Genomic DNA, 19,194 nt, shown 5'->3' on the forward strand with positions numbered 1-19,194 from the left:
ATCGATTCCGTCTGCGCCGGCGCTTCGAAATGGCCTCTTCCTCAGGCCCGAAACGCCTTTCCGCCATCGACTGAAATGACCGTTCCGCTGATGTAGCTGGCGCGTGGAGAGGCAAGGAAGACGACGACGTCGGCAATCTCCCGGGCAGTCGCAGCCCGACCGGCTGGAAGCTTGCCGGTGTCCTGGCATTCCCGCCATCGCTCGGCGTCGCCGAATCGCTCCATCGCCTGCTGGCGTAGCAGCGACTCCATCCGCTCCGTGTTCACTGGGCCGGGGTTCACGCCCACGACACGAATGCCGTCGTCCATCGAGGCTCCGCCCAGGCCGCGCGTGAAGGCCATCAGCGCCGCGTTGCCGGTCGAGCCGACGATGTACTCGGCCGAGTTGCGTTCGCCGGCCATGCCGATCACATTCACGACCACGCCACTGCGGCGGGCTTTCATGCGCGAGAAGACCGCGCGGCTCAGGTCGATGGTCCCAAAGACCTTCAGGTCCCAGGCCTCGCGCCAACGGTCTTCCCCGATCGCCTCGACCGTCCCCCGGGGAATCGCGCCGGCGTTGTTGACGAGGATGTCGAGGTCGCCACATGCGTGGGCAAGGGCCGCCGGACTGCCCCGCTCCGCCAGGTCGATGGCATGGACCTCAGGTCTCGGTGCGCCCGTATCGGCGATCTCCTGCGCGATCGCCTCCAGGTCCGCAAGGCTGCGGGCCGCAAGATGGACGCGACAACCTTCTCGCGCAAGCTCCATGGCAACGGCGCGGCCGATGCCCTTCGACGATCCGGTGACGAGGGCCGTCTTGCCTTTCAATTCCAGTTCCATGCGAACCTTTTCTATGCAGATTGCGCGTCAACGCCACACAGGCGGAAGCGAGGTAGCGAGACTTCGGGGGTCACTTCTTCAAAGACGACCTGCACGGCATCGCCGACTTTCGGTACGTCATTGGCAACGCCCACCACGTTGCTGAAGAGGCGAGGTCCTTCCTCAAGCTGAATCATGGCCACGTTGTACGGGACGTCGTGCTTGAAGGCCGGGTTGTAGACCTGGTGGTAGACGATGTAGGAGTAGATGGTGCCCCGGCCGCTCAACGTGCACCACTGGTGCTCCAGCGCCAGGCACCTCGGGCACACGTGGCTGATCGGGAAGCGGACATGTGCGCACGCGCTGCATTGCTGCATCACCAGGTGGCCTTGCCTTGCCGCCTCCCAGAACGGGCGGTTGCTGCCATCGATGCAAGGCAGTGGCTTGAGGTATTCGTTCATGGAACTCAGCCCTTCCTCAAAATGTTGGCATTGGCCGTGTTGAGTTCGCGCCCGCGTCCGGTGACCAGGCAGACTTCGGCGCCCGAGACCTGCCGTGGCCCGCATTCGCCACGCATCTGGCGCACACCTTCGACGATGTGCAACCAGCCTTCCATGTAGGACTCCGACAGATTGCCACCGGCCGTGTTGATCGGGAGTTCGCCGCCGAGGCGGATGCGGCCACCTTCCACGAAAGGGCCAGACTCCCCCACCTTGCAGAAGCCGCCGTGTTCGAACCACAGCAGCACGCTGCTCGTGAAGTTGTCGTAGAGCTGCGCGACATCAATGTCCCGTGGGCCGACGCCCGCCATGGCGTAAGCATCGTTGACCGCCAGCTTCTGGTGCGGCACATACCACCAGTCCGGGTTGTCAAGGTTGCGTGTTGTGTAGGCCTGGCCGAACCCTGAGATCAGCACCAGCGGCTGCTTGAGGTCGCGGGCACGCTCACGCGTTGTGACGATCACGCAGACGCCGCCATCGGAGATGAGGCAGCAATCGAGCAGATGCAGCGGCTCCACGATCCAGCGCGAGGCCTGGTGGTCGTCGACGGTGATCGGTGTGCGCATCACCGCGTTGGGATTGAGCGAGGCGTGGTACCGGCAGGCAACCGCGATCTCGCCGAGCTGACGACTGGTCGTGCCATAGAGCGCCATGTGACGGCTGGCCGTGATCGCGCTGTTGCCTGCGGCGGCCTGGAAGCCCCAGATGCCCCACGAGTCCCCCCAGCCCGCGGCGCGGTCGAATCGGTAGCCGCCCGTGGCGGCGGTGTCGCCGAAGACGCAGGCCACATAGTTCGCCATACCCGCATTGACAGCCAGCACTGCCTGCTGGAGCAGGGCCCCGGCGGTGCCGCCACCCATGTTGAAGGTGCCCGTGAAGCGCGGATCGATGCCCAGGGCCTCGCCCACGCGCAGGTAGTTGAGGGGGCCTTCGGGAGAGGTGGTTCCGGCCATCGTCATGAGGCCGTCGATCTGGTCCTTGCGCAGCCCTGCGTCGTCGAGCGCGCGCTTGAAGGCCTCGACGGCCAGCGTGAGGGGGGTGGAGCCGGGCAGCCGGCCTTGTGGCGAGGCGCCGACGCCGACGATGGCTGCCTTGTCGCGAAGAGGGTGCATGTTTTTTCTTTCTCCGTGGTCGTGTGGTCTAGCGCAGGACGTCGTCGGCGAGCAGATCGTCGTACTGCTCGTCGCTCAGGTTCAGGACTTCACGCAAGACCTCTCGCGTGTGTTGCCCGAGCAACGGCGCTGCGCTGCGGACCTGCACGTCGGTGGTGGAGAAGCGGAACGGCGGCTGGTTGTACAGAGCCGTGCCCATCTCCGGATGGTCCAGGGTTACCCAGTGGCCGCGGTGTGCCAGTTGCGGATCGTGCTCGACGACGTCGCGCGCGGTCTGGACCACGCCGGCCGCGACACCCAGTGCCTGGAGATTCGCCATGAGGGCTGTCGCGTCGTGCGGTCGCGTCGCCAGCGTCAGCAGGTCGTCTAGTTCGTCTGCGTGCGCCAGGCGTGCCTCCGCACGGTCCCATCGCGCATCCATGGCCCAGGACGGACTGCCCAACCCGATGCGCAGTTGGCGCCACCCCTCGTCGTCGCGCACGGCGATGGCGATCCAACGGTCTTCTCCCGCGCAAGGGTAGACACCATGCGGTGCCAGCGCGGCATGGCGATTGCCTTGGCGGTGCTGCACACGCCCATTGGCGGTGAGATCCAGCAGCGTCGGGCCAAGCAAGGCGACCGTTGGTTCGACCTGCGCGAGGTCGATGAACTGGCCCTCTCCCGTGCGGCGCCGATGCCGCAGCGCGGCCAGCAGCGCAAAGGCCGCGTGGCAGGGATTCGGGATGTGGTCCGGATAGTTGGTTCCCGTGCCTGCCGGTTCGCGGCCGGGCAGACCACTCAGTTCGTGCAGGCCCGTCAAGGACACCATGCTCGCGCCGTAGCCGAGATAGGCGCGTTCGGGCCCTTCCGATCCCGCCATCGACATGGCGAGATAGACGATGTCCGGCTTCATCTTGCGGACATCGTCGTAGCCGAGCCCGAACTTTTGCATGACGCCGGGCGTGAAGTTGTTGGAAATGACATCGCTGTCTTCGATCAGTCGTTTCACGAGCGCCAGCGCGCGCGGGTGCTTCATGTCGATCGTGATGCTCCGCTTGCTGGTGTTGCGGTCGGCGAAGTAGCCGCTGCGGTTCACGCCCGAGACCCCGTCCTTGTAGGGCGGAGCAAGCCGCAGGGAGTCCAGCCGGGCGGCGCTCTCGACCTTGATGACGTCTGCGCCCATGTCGGCCAGCAACTTCGTGCAGTACGAGCCCGCGCCCAGCCAGCAGAAGTCAAGAACGCGGATGCCGGACAGCGGAAGTCGGGAATCGGATTTCACGGGCTCACCTCGGCAGCGGCGGCAGCGTGGACACCGCGACCCGCTTCGCGCCAGATTTCTTCGTTGTGCTGGCCCAGACGAGGCGCCGGCCGCTGCACGCGCCATGGCGTGCCGGACAACTTGTAGGGCGCGCCGGGCATGCGCAGCGTGCGGCCTGCCGCGGCACCAGCGACATCGACAAAATGGCCGCGGCTGCGCAGCTGCGCGCTCTCCAGGATGTCCACGGGCGTGTTGACCGGGGCGATCGGGATCTGGCGTGCCTGGCCTGCGTGGTACAGGCTGGCCTTGGTACGCGGCGCTGCCCAGGGAAGAAAGATGTCATTGAAGCGCCGCTTTGCCTCGTCCGACTGCAGGTACTCCACCTGCTGCCACTTGGGCAGCAAGAACTCCTCGGCGCCCACCATGTCTTCGTCGGCGAACCACTTGATGGTGCGCTCCCAAAACCGATTGGCGCCGATGCCGCCTGCCATCAGGAACACATGGCCGTCGCTGCAGGCGTAGACGCCCGTCCCGGCGAAGCGCTGCTCGCCGGCCCATCGCTTGCGGACCGTGCCCTCCAGGTCATAGAACTGCACGGCGTTCTCCATGGCCAGCACGACGGCCTCCTGCATCGAGACATCGATGTGCTCGCCTCGCCCGGTAAGTTCCGCCTGCGTGAGCGCAACCATGGCGGCGACCGCGCCGTACATGTTGGCGCACAGGATGGCCTGGTCGCCATGCACGCGCATGGGCGCGCTGTCCGCGTATCCACCCAAGGACAGGAAGCCGCCGAGCGCCAAGGCCACGATGTCTTCGGCCTGGTAGTGCGCGTAGGGACCTGTCTGCCCGAAGGGCGTGATGCTGAGCATCACCAGTCCCGGGCGCAGCTTTGCCAGAGCGCCGTAGTCGAGGCCGCGCGCCGCCATCGCGCCGGGTACTGCGGTCTCGATCACCAGGTCGCATGAGGTTATCAGCGTGCGCAGACGGTCCTGGTCGTTCGGCGCGTCGAGGTCGAGTGTGATGCCTCGCTTGCTGGTGTTGTGGTACGCGAAGGCCAGGCTGGCCTCGATGCCCGGGGTGTCATCGAGATAGGGAGGCTGGTGGCGCAAGGCCGAACCCTGCGGCGGCTCGACCAGGACCACGTCAGCGCCCAGCTCCGCAAAAAGCTTGCCGGCGTAGTTGCCCATGGGGCCGGACAGATCGAGCACCCGCAGGCCAGCCAGTGCGTCTCTGGCCTGGCAACTAATAAAGTCCATAATATGGATTTCTTTAAAATGATGGATTGCACCGAAGTCTAGCGATGATCCTCTTGTCACGCAATCTGTCTATTGCTATTCTTGGTTTTGTTGGCAGATACCAATTGCCAATTGAACCCACATAGTGGACTAACATTCAAGCAACCAGGAACCAGCCATGGCACGCGAATACAAGGACATCCTCGTAGAGCACCGCGATCACGTCGCGCGCATCACCATCAACCGCCCCAAGTCGTACAACGCCTTCACAGGCGACACGCTCAATGAACTCACGCTGGCTTTCGAGGACGCCGGTGCAGATCCAACTATCGGTGTGGTCGTCCTGACGGGTGCGGGCGACAAGGCCTTTTGCGCGGGCGGCGACGTCGGCTGGGAGGCCAAGGGCGGCAAGGAGCGAACGCTGCTGGAGCCGTACATGCTCCACGTCACCATCTCGCGCTGCCCGAAGCCGGTGATCGCACGCGTGAACGGCTATGCCATCGGTGGTGGCAACCATCTGGCCTATTACTGCGATTTCACGATCGCGTCGGAGAACTCCGTCTTCGGCCAGAACGGCCCGCGCGTGGGCAGCGTGCCCGCGAGCCCGCTGCCCAGCTACCTGTCGAAGATCGTCGGCCACAAGCGCGCACGCGAGATGTGGATGCTGTGTCGCAGGTACACGGCCCAGCAGGCGATGGACATGGGCCTGGTCAACGCGGTCGTGCCCGCTGACCAGCTCGATGCGGAGGTCGATCGCTGGTGCGACGAGTTGCTGAGCGCATCCCCCACCGTGCTGCGCGTCATCAAGGCGGCCTTCGTGGCCGAGTTCGAATACATCTTCGGCCACAACGATTCGCACCGCCGCCAGATGGTCGCGCCCGAATTCTGGTCCACCGAGCAGAAGGAAGGCACGAGCGCATTCGCTGAAAAGCGCAAACCGAACTTCCGTCGCTTCCTCAAGCCGCGCTGAACCTCACTGGTATCTGGAGACATCGAATGAAAGCACCCCTTTCGCACATCCGTGTGCTCGACCTGAGCCGTCAGTTGGCAGGGCCATGGTCGGCGCAGATGCTGGCCGACTTCGGCGCGGACGTCATCAAGGTCGAGCGGCCCAAGGTGGGCGACGACATGCGCCACTACGGACCGCCTTTCGTGAAGGGAGCCGATGGCAAGGAAACGCGGGAATGCCCGTTCTTTCTCGCCGCAAACCGCAACAAGCGGTCGGTGACGATCGACATCGGCCACCAGGAAGGGCAGGAACTGATTCGGCGCATGGTCGCGCACTGCGACGTGGTGATCGAGAACTACAAGGTCGGCACGCTGCAACGCTACGGCCTGGGCTACGAGGACTTGAAAAAGATCAAGCCGGACCTCGTGTACTGCTCGGTGACGGGTTATGGGCAGGATGGGCCCTACAAGGATCGCGCGGGCTACGACTCCGTCCTGCAGGCCATGAGCGGCATCATGAGCATCACCGGCGACCCGGACGATGTTCCCGGCAGTGGCCCGCAGAAGACAGGTATGCCGGTGAGCGACTTCTCGGCGGGGCTGTACGCGACCGTCTCGATGCTCGCGGCCCTCATGCACCGGGAGCGAACCGGCGAAGGCCAGTACATCGACATTGCGCTGCTGGACACGAGCATGTCGCTGCTGCCGGTCGAAATACTGCGCCACCTCCAGTTGGGCGAGACGCCCAAGCGGATCGGGCTGAAGAGCCGCAACATGGTGCCCGCGCAGGCCTTCCATTGCGCGGACGGACAACTCGTGCTCGCCGTTGGCACCGACGAGCAGTTTCGCAAGCTCATGCAGGGACTCGGACGCCCAGAGCTGGGCACGGATCCACGCTTTGAGACCAATCGCCTGCGCAAGCAGAACCGCGACGCGCTCATCCCCATCCTCGATGGACTGTTCATGCAGCAGACCGTCGCGCACTGGGTCGAGACGCTGAGCGCGCGCCAGGTTCCGTGCGGTTCGGTCAACGACATCAGCCAGGTATTCAAGGATCCTCACGTTCAGCACCGGGGCATGCGGATCGAGATGAACCACCCGACCATCGGCAACGTGCCCTTGCTGGGCAACCCGGCGAAGCTCTCTGTCACGCCGCCGTCGTACCGGCGCGCCCCGCCTTTGCTGGGCCAGCACACACGCGAGATCCTGTGCGAGTTCGCCGGCGCCGACGATGCCGTACTCGCCAGGCTCGCGAACCAGGAAGTGATCTGAGCGCCATGGCGAACGCCACGCTCCCTGCGGACTCCACGCGCCTGCTCGCGCGCTGGGTGTCGTCGTTGCGCTTCGAAGATCTTCCTGGCGAGGTCGTCACGGCGGCGCGGTTGCAGATCATCGACACGCTGGCGGTGGCATGGGCCGGCTCGAAAGCCGAGTCGGTCAACCCGGTGCGCACTGCAATCTCCGACATCGGGGGTACGCCGCAGGCCCGTGTCTGGTGCTTCGGCGACCGGTTGCCCGCCACGCAGGCGGCGTTCGTGAACGGCATGCTCGCTGCGGCCCTGGACTTCGACACGCTCCATGACCGCGCCAATGTCCACAGCGACGGCGTGGTGCTCCCTGCCGTGTTCGCGTTGGCAGAGGCCAGGGATGCATCTGGCAGCCAGATGATCGCGGCACTCGTCGCGGGCGGCGAATTGATGGTGCGTCTGGGCCTGGCCGCCCAAAGCGCGCCCGGATGGTACTACTCCTCCGTGTTCGGTGCATTCGGCGCCGCGGCAGCAGCGTCCAATCTCCTTGGCCTGAGCGAGACGCAGACGCTGCATGCGCTGGGGATCGCGCTGAGCCAGGCTGCAGGAACACAACAGCCCTTGCTGGAGCGCAGCCTCACGAAGCGCCTTCAGACTGCCTATGCGGCCCGGCAGGGCGTGGAGGCAGCGCTCCTGGCTGAAGCCGGCGTGACCGGGCCGACCCAGCCTCTGGAAGGTGTCGCCGGAATCGGTCGCCTGTATGCGCCGCTGGACGCAAGCCTGCTGGAAGGACTGGGTCAGCGCTATGCGTCGCTGGGCATGACCTTCAAGAAGTACGCGAGCTGCATGTGCAACCATGCCCCCATCGAGGCGGCGTTGCGGCTGCGGGCCGACACCAAGGTGCAGCCGGCCGAACTGGACCGCGTGCAGGTCACGATCTCGCCGTTCATGCACCGGCTCACCGGCGCACCGTTCACGCCGGGTGACAGCCCGCAAGTCAGCGCGCAGTTCAACGTGCGCTTTTCGGTCGCGAGTGCACTGTTGCGCGGGCGGTTCGAGACACGCGATATCGCACCGGATGCCGTTCTCGACAGCCGCGTGCTGGATCTGGCGTCGCGGGTCGAGGTGCGTGTGGACGAGAGTGCGGGAAGGTTCGGCCCTGCCTACCTCCAGATCCGTCGGCGCGACGGCCGCGAGCACACCATCCATGTGCAAGCGCCGCCAGGAACTCCTGAGGATCCGCTGACCGAAGCGGAAATTCTTGAGAAGACGCACAAGGCCTTCACACAAGCGGCGAACCCGCTGAGCGATCACGCGGCGGGCGCATTGATACAAGCCCTGCAGTCGCTGGAGCGCTGGCCCCATGTCCGCGCCCTGCCGCACTGACCATCCCCCCAACACCACCGCCTCTGGAGACAAACATGAAAACCAAACAACCGTTCGCGCTGCCGAGCCGCCAACTGTCCACGCTCGTGCGTTCGCTCGCCGCGGCGCTGGGGCTAGCGTCCACCCTGGCCGCGACGCAGGCCGCGGCGCAGGCGACCTATCCGAATCGCCCGATCCGGATGGTCGTTGCCTTTGCCGCTGGCGGCTCGACCGACGTCGTCGCCCGGGTCATCGGCCAGAAGCTCTCCGAAGGGCTCGGCGTGCCCGTTGTCGTCGACAACCGGGCCGGCGCCAACGGCACGGTCGGAAGCGAGGTCGTGGCGAAGTCTGCGCCCGATGGATACACGATCATGATGGGCGAGGTGGGAAGTCTGGCGATGGCACCGGGCCTCTATCCGAAGCTGCCGTACGAACCGACCCGGGACTTTGCGCCGGTGACGCTGGTCGCCCGCACGCCTCTGCTGGCGACGGTCAAGGTGGACAGCCCGATCAAGTCGCTCGCCGAACTGATCGCCTATGCCAAGAGCCACCCAGGCAAGCTGAACTTTCCCTCCTCCGGCGCCGGCGGGCCAAACCACCTTGCTGGCGAGCTGTTCAACCTGCAGGCGAACGTCAAGACCCAGCACGTGGCCTACAAAGGCGGCGGTCCGGCCGTCCTGTCGCTGGCGAGTGGAGAGACCGACTTCGGCTTGCTGAGCCGTGTGACGATCGACTCCCAGTTGCAGTCGGGGCGCCTCAAGCCGCTGGCCGTTGCGAGCGAGCAGCGCCTCGCCAACATGCCCAACACGCCCACCTTTGCCGAAGCGGGCCTGCCGGGGTTCACCGCCGAGACCTGGTTCATGGTCGTCGCCCCCGCGGGCACGCCGCCACCGGTCATCACCCGCCTGAACGCCGAGATTGTCAAGATTCTTCCTGCGCCCGAGATGGTGGACCGTTTCGCGAGCATGGGCGCGATCGGTGTGGGCAATTCTCCAGAGGTTGCGGGCGCGTTCCTGAAGGCCGAACTCGCCAAATGGACGCGGGTGAGCAAGGCAGCCAGCATCACTCTCGACTGATTTACAAGGGTGCCACCGACGCCCAGCAACGATGGCGCCCCGAGGGCGCGTCATCGCACGCCAAACCCGGATCGCAACGCGACGGATCCGTCCGCTGCGATGCCGGCCGGGACGCAGAGCATCCAGAGGGTTGTCAGGATCCTGCGCGAACTCGGCGCGCGCAACCGCGAGGGCGTGCGGCTTTCCGATCTGGTCCAGTCGCTCAAGCTGGAGCAGCCCACTGTTCACCGCATGTTGCGCTCTCTCGTGGCAGAGTCGATTGCCACGCAGGATCCTGCAACGAAACGCTACTTTCTCGGGCAGGCGGTCTATGAGCTGGGGCTCGCCGCGGGCCATCGGTTCGGACTGAAGTCGCTTTGCGAACCCATCCTGAGCAGTCTGTCGACGCGAACGAAGGACACCGCGTTTCTCGCGGTGAGAAGTGGCGACGACTCGGTGTGCCTGGACCGGCGTGAAGGGGACTCGCCCGTCAAGATCCTGACACTGGCTGTGGGCGACAGGCGCCCCCTCGGTGTGGGTGCCAGCGGCATGGCCCTACTTTCCGCCTATCCCGAAGATGAAGTACGGCGCGCCATCGAGGCGAACAGTTCACGCCTGGCGAAGTACGGAGAGAACGACATCGCCAACCTCGTCGCACGCGTGCTGGAGGCGAAGGACCGCGGCTATTCCCTGCGCGACCTGCCTGGCTATGAGGGCATTCGTGCGATCGGCATGCCCGTGTTGGACCTGCAGGGCCGCCCCATCTGTGCGCTGAGCATCTCCACACTGGTGGGCCGCCTGACGGGCGAGAACTTCGACGACAGACGCAGGCTGTTGCAGAAGCACTGTGAAGCCATCACGCGTTTGACGCCGGATGCACGCTGAGCCGATCGCTTCTTCCCGTCCTTCACAGGACGGGAAGAAGCGATCACTTTACATTCGATTCAGCCTCAGGCTTTTCGACAGGTACTAGGCCGGGCTGCTGGCCAGGATCAGGTCAGCCGCGATGTCCGCGATGGCCAGAACCGGCGCGTGGGTGTTGCTGCATGGCAGCGTCGGCATGACCGACGCATCGACGACGCGCAGGCGGTCCACACCGCGCACGCGCAGGGCTTCGTCCACAGGTGCCGTGGACTCCTTTCCCATGGCGCAGGTGCCGGCATAGTGGAAGTAGGTCACGAAGGTCTTGCGCACAAAGTCAGCGATGTCCGCCTTGTTGGCACCGCGCAGGCTGAATTGCTCCGAACGGATGTCGGAGAAGGCCCTGGCATTGCCGATCTCGATACCGAGTTGCATACCCGCCACGTACGTATCGATGTCTGCCTGTTCGGCAAGATAGTTCGGGTCCACCAGCAGGGGGGAATCCGGGTCCGTGCCCGTTAGGCGCACGCTTCCACGGCTCTTTGCCTTCATCAGGCCCGGCATGATCGCGTAGCCCTCGTCGAACTTGATGTCCGCAGAACCGAACACGTTCTGCCGGCCCAGAATCTGAATGTCGGGTCCGGGCAGCGATGCGCTTGTCTTCAGGTACGTGGTACCGGAGACGCCAGTGCCTTCGAAGGCCGGCATCTTGGTCTTGGAACGGAAGTAGATGCGAGTCAGAACGTGGTCCTGCAGATTGGCGCCGATTTCCGGCCGATCCACGATGACGGGAATGCCGAGCTTGCGCAGATGCTCGGCGGGCCCTACCCCTGACAGCATCAGGATCTTGGGCGAGTGGATGGCGCCTGCACACAGCACCACTTCCTTGGCTGCAGCGATGCGGCGCTCCTGTCCGCCGACCGTCGCGAACACCCCCCGGCACGTTCCGTTCGCGATGTCGAGTCGCCACACCGGGGTGTCGGTGAGCAGGGTGAGACTGCTGCGCGACAGCGCCGGCATCAAGAAGCAGTGCGCAGCCGAGACGCGACGACCGTTCTCGATGTTGTGGTCCGTCTGGCTCGCCCCCAACATGCTCGCGCTGCCGTTGATGTTCGACTTCTCCGGAATACCCTGCTCCTTCGACGCCTCGATGACGGCTCGGGTGACCGGGTGCGAGAGCGCTGTGGTCTGGGTCGGGATCGGCCCCGATCCGCCGCGGTATTGGCCTTCACCTCCCGCATACCGCTCAAGTTTCTTGAAGCGTCCAGCGATCGCATCGAATCCCCAGTTCGGGCCAGCCTTGGCTTCCCATTCGTCGAAGTCGGCCTTGTCGCCGCGCAGCCACATCATGGCGTTGATGCTCGACCCGCCTCCGATCACCTTGCCGACGGGAACAGGGATGACGCGGTTGCCTAGGTGCGCCATCGGTACCGTCTTGTGGCACCAGTCGGTGTCCGAACCGATGTTGGTCGGCCATCCCAGCGGCCCGGAGATCTTCTCTTGCTCAATGTTCGTGCCGCCGCCCTCGATCACCAGCACGCTTGCACGTCCTCCCTGGGACAGGCGATGCGCCATCAAGCAACCGGCCGCGCCAGCGCCGACGACGATGTAGTCGTATTCGCCTTTGAGGTTGGCGTTCTGGGCGGATTGGTTGGCATGCGCGAACGTGGCGTGCTCGGCCATGTCGTAGGCGGTGGCCGTTGCTATCCCCAGGGATGCAAGCCCCCGGAAGAACGTGCGACGGCTGATTCGGCCGCGGTAGGCCGCATCGATCAATGAGTTGATTGCTTCGCCGCGGTACAGGTTGCGATCCATTCTCTTGTCTCCTCGTTGCTCAGTCAGTGGTTGGGTGCGGCATCGCCGCAGTTTGAAACTCGGACGGGCATGGCTGCGCCTCGTGCGGGCGCAGCCAGTGCCCGCAGGGTCGTTCGTTTGAAGGTTGTCGCTCGTCTCCTCGGTGCTTGGATGTCGGGTTGCGCAGATGCCGCCCGTCGAGAGCGCGGGTGGAGCTAGCCTCGCGCCAATTGGTCGCCGATGGGCAGTTGGCGAATTCGTTTGCCTGTGGCTGCGAAGATCGCGTTGCACAGGGCCGGGGCCACAGGTGGCAGTCCGGGCTCCCCTACGCCGCCAGGCGCAACGGAATGGTCCGAAGGTGAAAGGTGGACCCGGATTTCGCGCGGCGCTTCGGCATGCCGCGCCAATGGATGGTCATGAAAGTTGCTCTGCACGACGCTTCCGTCCTTGAACGAGATCTGTCCGTGCATCGCCAGGCCCAAGCCCATGATCACCGACCCTTCAAGCTGCGACGTGATGCGTTCAGGGTTCACATGCGGACCGCAGTCGAGGGCAATGTCGACATCGACGATGCGCAGAAGGCCCTTGTTGTCGATCTCGACTTCGACGACCGCCGCGCTGTAGCTCACGAACGAGTTGGCCATCGCAATGCCCATTCCGCGGCCTTTGGGAAGTTTTCTGCCCCAGCGCGCGCCGGCAGCGGCCAGTTCGATGACGCGTCGCATGCGTCCGGTGTCGATGGGGTAGCGCTCTGGCGACTCGCCGTAGTTGATCTGGTCGGACAGGGTCCGCGGGTCAATGCGTCGATCCGGACCGAGCAGTTCGACCAGGTAGTCCTTGGGATCGCGCCCCGCTGCGACGGCCAACTCATGCACGAAGCACTGCACGGCGAACGCGTGCGGAATGTTGTAGACCGCCCGGAACCACCCGATGCGCGCATGGGCGGCAACTTCCGGCGACTCGACCCGCACGTTCGGGATCGCATACGGGACGTTGATGGCGGTCATGCCCATCTCCAGCGGGCGCAGCATCCTGTTCTCGAGCGAGAAGGTCGCGCCAATGGACGGCGCTGCGGAGCGGTGCAGCCAGGCGACAGGTTTGCCTGTGCTGTCCAGTGCCGCCTCCAGGCGCTCGACGGCCACTGCGTGGTAGTAGCCGTGCCGCAGGTCGTCGTCGCGGGTCCACTGCAGCTTGACGGGTGTGCCACCCATGGCCTTGGACACCAGCGCGGCCTCCGAGACGAAGTCGGACTTCGACTTGCGGCCGAAGCCTCCGCCCAGCAAGGTGACGTTCATCGTCACCTGCTCGGGCTTGAAGCCCAAGTGGGCTGCAACGTTGTCCCGCGCTCCTTGCGGCGCCTGAACTGGCGCCCAGACTTCGCAGTGGCCATCGACAATGCGTGCCGTTGCGACAGGTGGTTCCATCGTCGCATGCGCAAGATGGGGCAGGTAGTATTCCGCCTCGACACGCCGCGTGGCCCGTGCGAGTGCCGCCATCGTGTCGCCATCGTCGCGCACCGCCTTCGACGGCGTGCGCGCTGCCTTTTCCAGCGTGAGCCTGTACGCTTCGGAGTCGTACGTGCCGTTGGGGCCACTGTCCCAATCCAGCTCCAGGACTTCACGGCCCTTCATCGCCGCCCAGGTGTTGCTTGCCACCACGGCAACACCGCCCAGTGGATGGTGGGCCGCAGGCAGCGGAGTGCTCTTGAGCTCCACCACGCGGATGACGCCCGGCACCTGCAGCGTCTTCTCGGCCTTGAAGGACTTCAAACGCCCGCCCACGACGGGAGGGCGGGCGACCACGGCGTACACCATCCCTGGCAAGCGGGTATCGATGCCATACGCTGCCCGGCCTCGGACGATGTCGGGGCCGTCGATGAGGGGAATGTCTGCTTTTCCGATGTAGCGGAACTGCGCCGGGGCTTTGAGCGTGAGCGTGCTCCGGTCCGGAATCGGCAGACTCGCCGCTGCAGCAGCGACCTCGCCGAACCCAAGTTTTCTGCCCGAAGCCTGATGGACGAGCTCATGGTTCAGGGCTCGCACTTCTGTCGCCGGCACTCCCCAACGGGCAGCGGCAGCGGCCTGCAGCATCGTTCGGGCCGCCGCGCCCACACGTCGCAATGGTTCCGTCGAATGCCGCATGCTGCGAGAGCCGTCGGTATTTTGGTTGCCGTATTTCTTCTCATCGCCAGGCGCCTGGATCACCCGAACCCTGGTGAGGTCGGCTTCCAGCTCTTCGGCCACGACCATCGGGATGCTCGTGCGCACGCCCTGACCCATCTCCTGGCGATGGCAAACCACCGTGACTGTGCCATCCGTGGCGATGCTCACGAACACCAGCGGGTTGTCAACCAGGCCGCCGGGCATGCGGTCACCGCCGTACTTCGGCGGTGTCGGGGTTGCGGCTTGCGCGTAAACCTCGCCGGTATGTGCGACGGCCAAGGCCAGCCCGGACGCGAGACCTTTGAGCAGCCGACGCCGCGCGTTATTCAGAACAGCGTCTGTGGCAGTCGAAACGTGCGTCATGCCTTGCTCCCCTTTTGTGCAGCGACCTGTTTGATGGCAGCACGTATTCGGGTGTAGGTGCCACACCGGCACAGATTGCCGTTCATGGCTTCGTCGATCTCGCCATCGCTCGGGTTCGGCACCCGCTTGAGGAGTGCCACGGCGGCCATGATCTGCCCACCTTGGCAGTAGCCGCACTGCGGCACACGAAGCGCAAGCCATGCAGCTTGCACTGCGGCCCCCAACGGGTCCGTTTCGACGTGCTCGATCGTGGACACCAGCATCCCAGTGGCGGCGGAGACGGGCGTGATGCAGGAGCGCGTTGGCTCTCCATTCAGGTGAATGGTGCAGGAGCCGCACAGGCCAGCCCCACAGCCGAACTTGGTGCCGACCATCCCGAGTTCGTCACGCAGAACCCAAAGCAGTGGCGTGTCCGACGAAGCGCTGACCTGCAAGGTACGGCCGTTGATGTTCAGATTCGTTGATGTCATGTCTCCCTTTCTCCGCTTGGCGCAAATGCACTGCCTTCAACCCACCAATCATCAAATCTCAGATATAAATCCATATAGTGGACTTTCCGAAAAATGTCTTGGTGCCAGGTAAGTATTGATACTTTCAAATGATCCATCAACGATCTGACCGCCAAAATCACTTAAAAATTTCTACGATAGCCCACAATATGGGTCTTTGGCTGACCCACGCCGCTGCGGATTGCTTCAGGCTTGGCCTACAAAAGAATGCGCCGTCCAGCCAGCCATTGCAGCGGTGAACGGAGCCGCTTCGAGCGCTCGGTGTGCGCGCGCCAGCTGGCGCGCGTACAGCCCTGGCGGCCGATCACGGGGGGCTCTCGTGGCCGAAGCACGTGAACTTCGCAGCACTGCCTTCGAAGGTGCCTCAGCCGCTACCATCGCAGGCTGAACAACCGCACCAATACATGTCAGTGCAAGATCGCAAGGCTGTAGGGCCGCTCGCTGCGGCCCCGGCTGGAACCCAGAGCATCCAACGGGTGGTGTTGATCCTTCGGGAACTTGCCGCGCGAAACCGTGAGGGTGCGCGTCTGTCCGACATGGTGCAATCCCTTGGACTCGAGCAGCCCACAGTGCATCGCATGCTGCGCTCGTTGGTTGCCGAGTCGATGGCGACGCAGGATCCCGAGTCCAAGCGGTACTTTCTCGGTCAGGCGGTTTACGAGTTGGGACTCGTTGCAGGGCATCGATTCGGCCTCAAAGCGCTGTGCGAGCCCCTTCTCAGCAGCCTGTCCTCTTTGACCCGGGACACCACGTTTCTGTTGGTGCGCAGTGGCGACGAATCGGTCTGCCTTGACAGGCGTGAGGGCGATTCGCCGATCAAGATCTTCACCGTGGCACTGGGGGATCGTCGCCCGCTCGGCGTGGGGGCGAGCGGCATGGCTCTGTTGTCGGCATATCCTGAAGAGGAGGTCCGGCGTGTGATCTTGGCCAATGCCGGGCGGCTGGCGAACTATGGTGAACGCGATCCTGCGGCTTTGATCGCGCGGGTACTGGAGGCCAAGGAACGCGGCTATTCGCTGCGGGACCTGCCAGGCTATGAAGGGATACGTGCAATTGGGATGCCCGTCGTGGATGCAGATGGCAATCCTGTTTGCGCGTTGAGCGTGTCGACCCTCGTCGGCCGGCTCACTGGGCAGAACTTCGAAGAGCGCCATCGCCTGCTCCGCGAGCACTGTGATGCAGTGGCCCGCGTCACGACCGGCCGGGTGGGCGCTGCTTGAGATCGAAGAGCCCAGCCAGGGCGGCGTTCTGAACCAGACTGGAGGCACGATCGGCGCGCCCATGCCGTTGCTGCTGAATCGCACAGGGGGCTGTTCACGAACGCGCCCGAGATAGCCCCCCAGCCCTGCCATATCTTCGCTGACGCCAAGGTCGGCTGCCAGCGGTGTCAGCAGGCGCACAGGCATGAACTCCGCGCGCTCAGCGTCATTGCGAACACACCGCCCCAGTGCGCTGGCTGCGCCATGCCCTCGGGCCGACGGCGCCGCCGCGACGGCCATGGCTGAGGCTGCCGTCAGGCGCTCGCCGCGGCCCGGTGCTTGCCGAAGAACGCGTTCAGCGCGTCCCAGGGGATCAGGGCCACCCGGTCGTACAGATCGACATGTCCGGCACCGGGAACGATGTGCAGCTTCTTCGGCTCGGCCGCACGCTGGTAGGCGTCCTCGCCGACCTCCCTGAAGTGCGCGCTGTCGCCGGTAATGAACAGCAGGGGCCGCGGCGAGATCGTCTCGATGTCGCTGAACGGATAGAAGTTCATGAACTTGACATCGCTGCTCAGCGTAGGCTTCGTGGTGGTTTGCACCGACGCGCCTGGCGGCGTGGACTGCCCGCGCGACGTGCGGTAGAAGTCATAGAACTCACGCTGGATCGGATGCGTGTCCTCCGCCAGTTCGAGCACCGTGCCGCCCGTGTACCGGATGGTGCCGCCGTTGAACTCCATCTGGCGTTGCTCGGCAGCCTCGGCAATGATCTTGCGGCGCTCTTCGAGCGTCTGCGACTGCTGCACTGCATGGCGGCTGGCCGCCCCCATGTCGTACATGCTCACGGTGGCGATGGCTTTCAGGCGAGGGTCGATCTTGGCTGCGCTGATCACAAAGCTGCCGCTCCCGCACACGCCGATCGCGTCGATCCGCGCACGGTCCACGAACGCTTGGCTGCCCAAAAATTCGACCGCGGCACTGAGGCTCTCGGCGTAAATGTCGGGTGACACAGCGTTGCGCGGCTGGCCTTCGCTGCTGCCCCAAAAGGGCAGATCCAGCGACAACGTGACGTAGCCTTGCTCCGCCATCTTCGTGGCGTACAGGTTCGCGCTCTGCTCATTGACCGCACCCATGGGGTGGCCCACCACGATGGCCGGGCTGCGCCTCTAGCGGTCCAGCGCTTCGGGCAAGAAGAGGTTGCCAGCGACGGTCATCTGGTACTAATTCTTGAAGAGAACCTGCTGCACAGTGACCCTGTCGCTCGTGTAGAAGTTGTCGCGCAGGGGCGCCGTCGGGTCGTCCTGGCGGCGCTGGCGTTGGAGGGGTCGTTTGTAGACGGGTTCATGGTTGATGTCCTTGGTGGCGCAGGGACAAGTTTGCCGGCCATTGCGCAGTTTGACTAGGTAATGAATTCTTACTACATTCATAAGTTACATTAATCAGCTAATGCGCATTTAAAGGCGGCATGCCGCGACGCAGTCTCAACGACTTGCTGGCCTTCGTCACCGTGGCGCGCGAGGCCAGCTTCACCAAGGCTGCCGGCACGCTGGGCGTGACCCAGTCGGCGCTCAGCCAGGCCATCCGCGGGCTGGAAGAACGGCTACAGATCCGCCTGCTCACGCGCACCACACGCAGCGTGGCGCCCACATCGGCCGGCGAACGCTTGAACGCCATCGGCCACCGCTTCGACGAGATCGAGGCAGAGCTCGACGCGCTGACCGACCTGCGCGAGAAACCTGCCGGCACCGTGCGCATCACCTGCGGCGACAACGTGATGCACACGGTGCTGCTGCCCAAGCTCATGCCGCTGTTGCGCGAGTACCCCGACATCAAGCTCGAGTTCGACATGAACTACAGCTTTAGCGACATCGTGGCCGACCGCTTCGATGCCGGCGTGCGCATGGGCAACACGATCGACAACGACATGATCGCCGTGCCCATCGGGCCACCACTGCAGATGGCTGTGGTGGCCTCGCCGGGTTACTTCGCCACCCATCCGGCGCCGAAGACGCCGGCCGACCTGACGAAGCACCGGTGCATCAACCAGCGCATGCCGACATCTGGCGGGCTCTACGTCTGGGATTTCGAGAAGCGCGGACGCAAGGTCAACGTGCGGGTGGATGGCCCGTTGATCTTCAACACCGCGCCACCGCAGGTGGACGCAGCACTGGCCGGACTGGGCATCTCGCTGCTGCCGGAAGACGAGTGGATGCAGCACATCGCCTCGGGCCGGCTGGTGCGGTGCTACAGGACTGGTGCCCCAAGTTCGCCGGCTACCACCTGTACTACCCGAGCCGGCGACAACCCTCACCCGCGTTCTCGCTCGTGGCGGAGGCGCTGCGCCTGCGCCGCCAGCCCGCGTGACGGTGGCCCGCATGTCCTACGGTTTCGCTGGCGCATGCGGACCCAGTTCGATGCCCACCCACCAGCGACCGAACTGCTGCTGCGCATCACCGATCCGCACCACCTCGCCGATGCGCGGTGTGAGCAGTCGGTAAGGCTTGCCCCTGCTTGCCACAACGGCGCGCTCGAATGGCTCGTCCCAGGCATGGCGCGCCAGGCTGAAGCGGCCAGCATGCGCCGTGAGCAGGCTGCGTGCACGCAGGATTTCGGCAGCGCGCGAAGCCTCTTCCGGGTTCATGTGGATGTCGGCCCACTGCGCGTTGTACTGGCCTGCATCGAGCGCCACCAGGTCGAAGCCGTCGAAGCGCGTGGCCATGCTTTCGAAATGCGGGCCGAAGCCGGTGTCGCCGCTGAAGTACAGGCGCCGCGTGGGTGTCTCCACCGCGTAGCTGGCCCACAGCGCC

Annotated in this window: 16 protein-coding genes and 1 pseudogene; 7 read left to right on the forward strand and 10 right to left on the reverse strand. The window is 64.8% G+C overall.

The genetic code is table 11. The annotated features are described in order from the left end of the window. Positions 1–41: 41 nt before the first annotated feature. The 5 genes from ASF43_RS11640 to ASF43_RS11660 are packed head-to-tail and all read right to left on the reverse strand — an operon-like array spanning position 42 to position 4,965. A complete protein-coding gene (locus ASF43_RS11640) occupies positions 42–821 on the reverse strand; it encodes a short-chain dehydrogenase/reductase (protein ID WP_056180763.1) in 780 nt (259 codons plus the stop codon). An 11-nt stretch (positions 822–832) separates the two neighbouring features. Continuing rightward, a complete protein-coding gene (locus tag ASF43_RS11645) occupies positions 833–1,261 on the reverse strand; it encodes a Zn-ribbon domain-containing OB-fold protein (protein WP_056180765.1) in 429 nt (142 codons plus the stop codon). A gap of 5 nt (positions 1,262–1,266) precedes the next feature. After that, entirely contained in the window at positions 1,267–2,412 is a 1,146-nt protein-coding gene (locus tag ASF43_RS11650) for a thiolase family protein (RefSeq protein ID WP_056180768.1), read from the reverse strand. 28 nt (positions 2,413–2,440) lie between these two features. After that, positions 2,441–3,670 (reverse strand): CaiB/BaiF CoA-transferase family protein, encoded by a 1,230-nt coding sequence (locus tag ASF43_RS11655; protein WP_056180770.1) that lies wholly within the window; start codon positions 3,668–3,670, stop codon positions 2,441–2,443. Continuing rightward, the gene (locus ASF43_RS11660; RefSeq protein ID WP_235578226.1) at positions 3,667–4,965 is read right to left on the reverse strand and encodes a CaiB/BaiF CoA-transferase family protein; all 1,299 of its coding nucleotides are present in this window, start codon (positions 4,963–4,965) and stop codon (positions 3,667–3,669) included. The genes ASF43_RS11655 and ASF43_RS11660 overlap by 4 nt, the downstream gene beginning before the upstream one ends. Before the next feature lie 97 nt (positions 4,966–5,062). On the opposite strand from ASF43_RS11660, the gene ASF43_RS11665 reads away from it, so the two are divergent. The 5 genes from ASF43_RS11665 (at position 5,063) to ASF43_RS11685 (ending at position 10,384) form a co-directional block, all read left to right on the forward strand. Continuing rightward, on the forward strand, positions 5,063–5,854 hold the full coding sequence (locus tag ASF43_RS11665) for an enoyl-CoA hydratase-related protein (RefSeq protein WP_056180776.1): 792 nt from the start codon (positions 5,063–5,065) through the stop codon (positions 5,852–5,854). A 26-nt stretch (positions 5,855–5,880) separates the two neighbouring features. Continuing rightward, positions 5,881–7,104: a CaiB/BaiF CoA-transferase family protein gene (locus ASF43_RS11670; RefSeq protein WP_056180778.1), complete on the forward strand. Its 1,224-nt coding sequence runs from the start codon at positions 5,881–5,883 to the stop codon at positions 7,102–7,104. 5 nt (positions 7,105–7,109) lie between these two features. After that, complete coding sequence (locus tag ASF43_RS11675) at positions 7,110–8,465, forward strand: MmgE/PrpD family protein (protein WP_056180782.1); 1,356 nt, start codon at positions 7,110–7,112, stop codon at positions 8,463–8,465. Positions 8,466–8,500: 35 nt separating this feature from the next. Next, positions 8,501–9,520, forward strand: a complete 1,020-nt coding sequence (locus tag ASF43_RS11680) for a tripartite tricarboxylate transporter substrate binding protein (RefSeq protein ID WP_056180785.1) — start codon at positions 8,501–8,503, stop codon at positions 9,518–9,520. A 99-nt stretch (positions 9,521–9,619) separates the two neighbouring features. Then, positions 9,620–10,384: an IclR family transcriptional regulator gene (locus ASF43_RS11685; protein ID WP_056180788.1), complete on the forward strand. Its 765-nt coding sequence runs from the start codon at positions 9,620–9,622 to the stop codon at positions 10,382–10,384. An 84-nt stretch (positions 10,385–10,468) separates the two neighbouring features. Here ASF43_RS11685 and ASF43_RS11690 read toward each other — a convergent pair whose 3' ends face one another. From ASF43_RS11690 to ASF43_RS11700, 3 genes are all read right to left on the reverse strand, one after another. Then, complete coding sequence (locus tag ASF43_RS11690) at positions 10,469–12,175, reverse strand: GMC family oxidoreductase (RefSeq protein WP_056180790.1); 1,707 nt, start codon at positions 12,173–12,175, stop codon at positions 10,469–10,471. A gap of 194 nt (positions 12,176–12,369) precedes the next feature. Continuing rightward, complete coding sequence (locus ASF43_RS11695) at positions 12,370–14,679, reverse strand: xanthine dehydrogenase family protein molybdopterin-binding subunit (RefSeq protein WP_056180792.1); 2,310 nt, start codon at positions 14,677–14,679, stop codon at positions 12,370–12,372. Further along, complete coding sequence (locus ASF43_RS11700; RefSeq protein WP_056180795.1) at positions 14,676–15,149, reverse strand: (2Fe-2S)-binding protein; 474 nt, start codon at positions 15,147–15,149, stop codon at positions 14,676–14,678. The genes ASF43_RS11695 and ASF43_RS11700 overlap by 4 nt, the downstream gene beginning before the upstream one ends. A gap of 443 nt (positions 15,150–15,592) precedes the next feature. Here ASF43_RS11700 and ASF43_RS11705 point away from each other — a divergent pair, with 443 nt between their 5' ends. Then, a complete protein-coding gene (locus ASF43_RS11705) occupies positions 15,593–16,408 on the forward strand; it encodes an IclR family transcriptional regulator (protein WP_082497799.1) in 816 nt (271 codons plus the stop codon). A 293-nt stretch (positions 16,409–16,701) separates the two neighbouring features. On the opposite strand, the gene ASF43_RS11710 is transcribed toward ASF43_RS11705, so the two are convergent. Then, positions 16,702–17,538, reverse strand: a complete 837-nt coding sequence (locus tag ASF43_RS11710) for an alpha/beta hydrolase (RefSeq protein ID WP_369803260.1) — start codon at positions 17,536–17,538, stop codon at positions 16,702–16,704. Positions 17,539–17,852: 314 nt separating this feature from the next. On the opposite strand from ASF43_RS11710, the pseudogene ASF43_RS32250 reads away from it, so the two are divergent. Then, positions 17,853–18,668 (forward strand): annotated as a pseudogene (locus ASF43_RS32250) (LysR family transcriptional regulator); the annotation flags it as partial. A gap of 99 nt (positions 18,669–18,767) precedes the next feature. Here the strand turns inward: ASF43_RS32250 and ASF43_RS32255 are convergent. Further along, positions 18,768–19,172, reverse strand: a complete 405-nt coding sequence (locus ASF43_RS32255) for an MBL fold metallo-hydrolase (protein ID WP_369803261.1) — start codon at positions 19,170–19,172, stop codon at positions 18,768–18,770. Positions 19,173–19,194: the final 22 nt, after the last annotated feature.

The organism is Pseudorhodoferax sp. Leaf267 (genome assembly GCF_001422405.1).
In the GTDB taxonomy this organism is placed as follows: Bacteria; Pseudomonadota; Gammaproteobacteria; order Burkholderiales; family Burkholderiaceae_C; genus Pseudorhodoferax.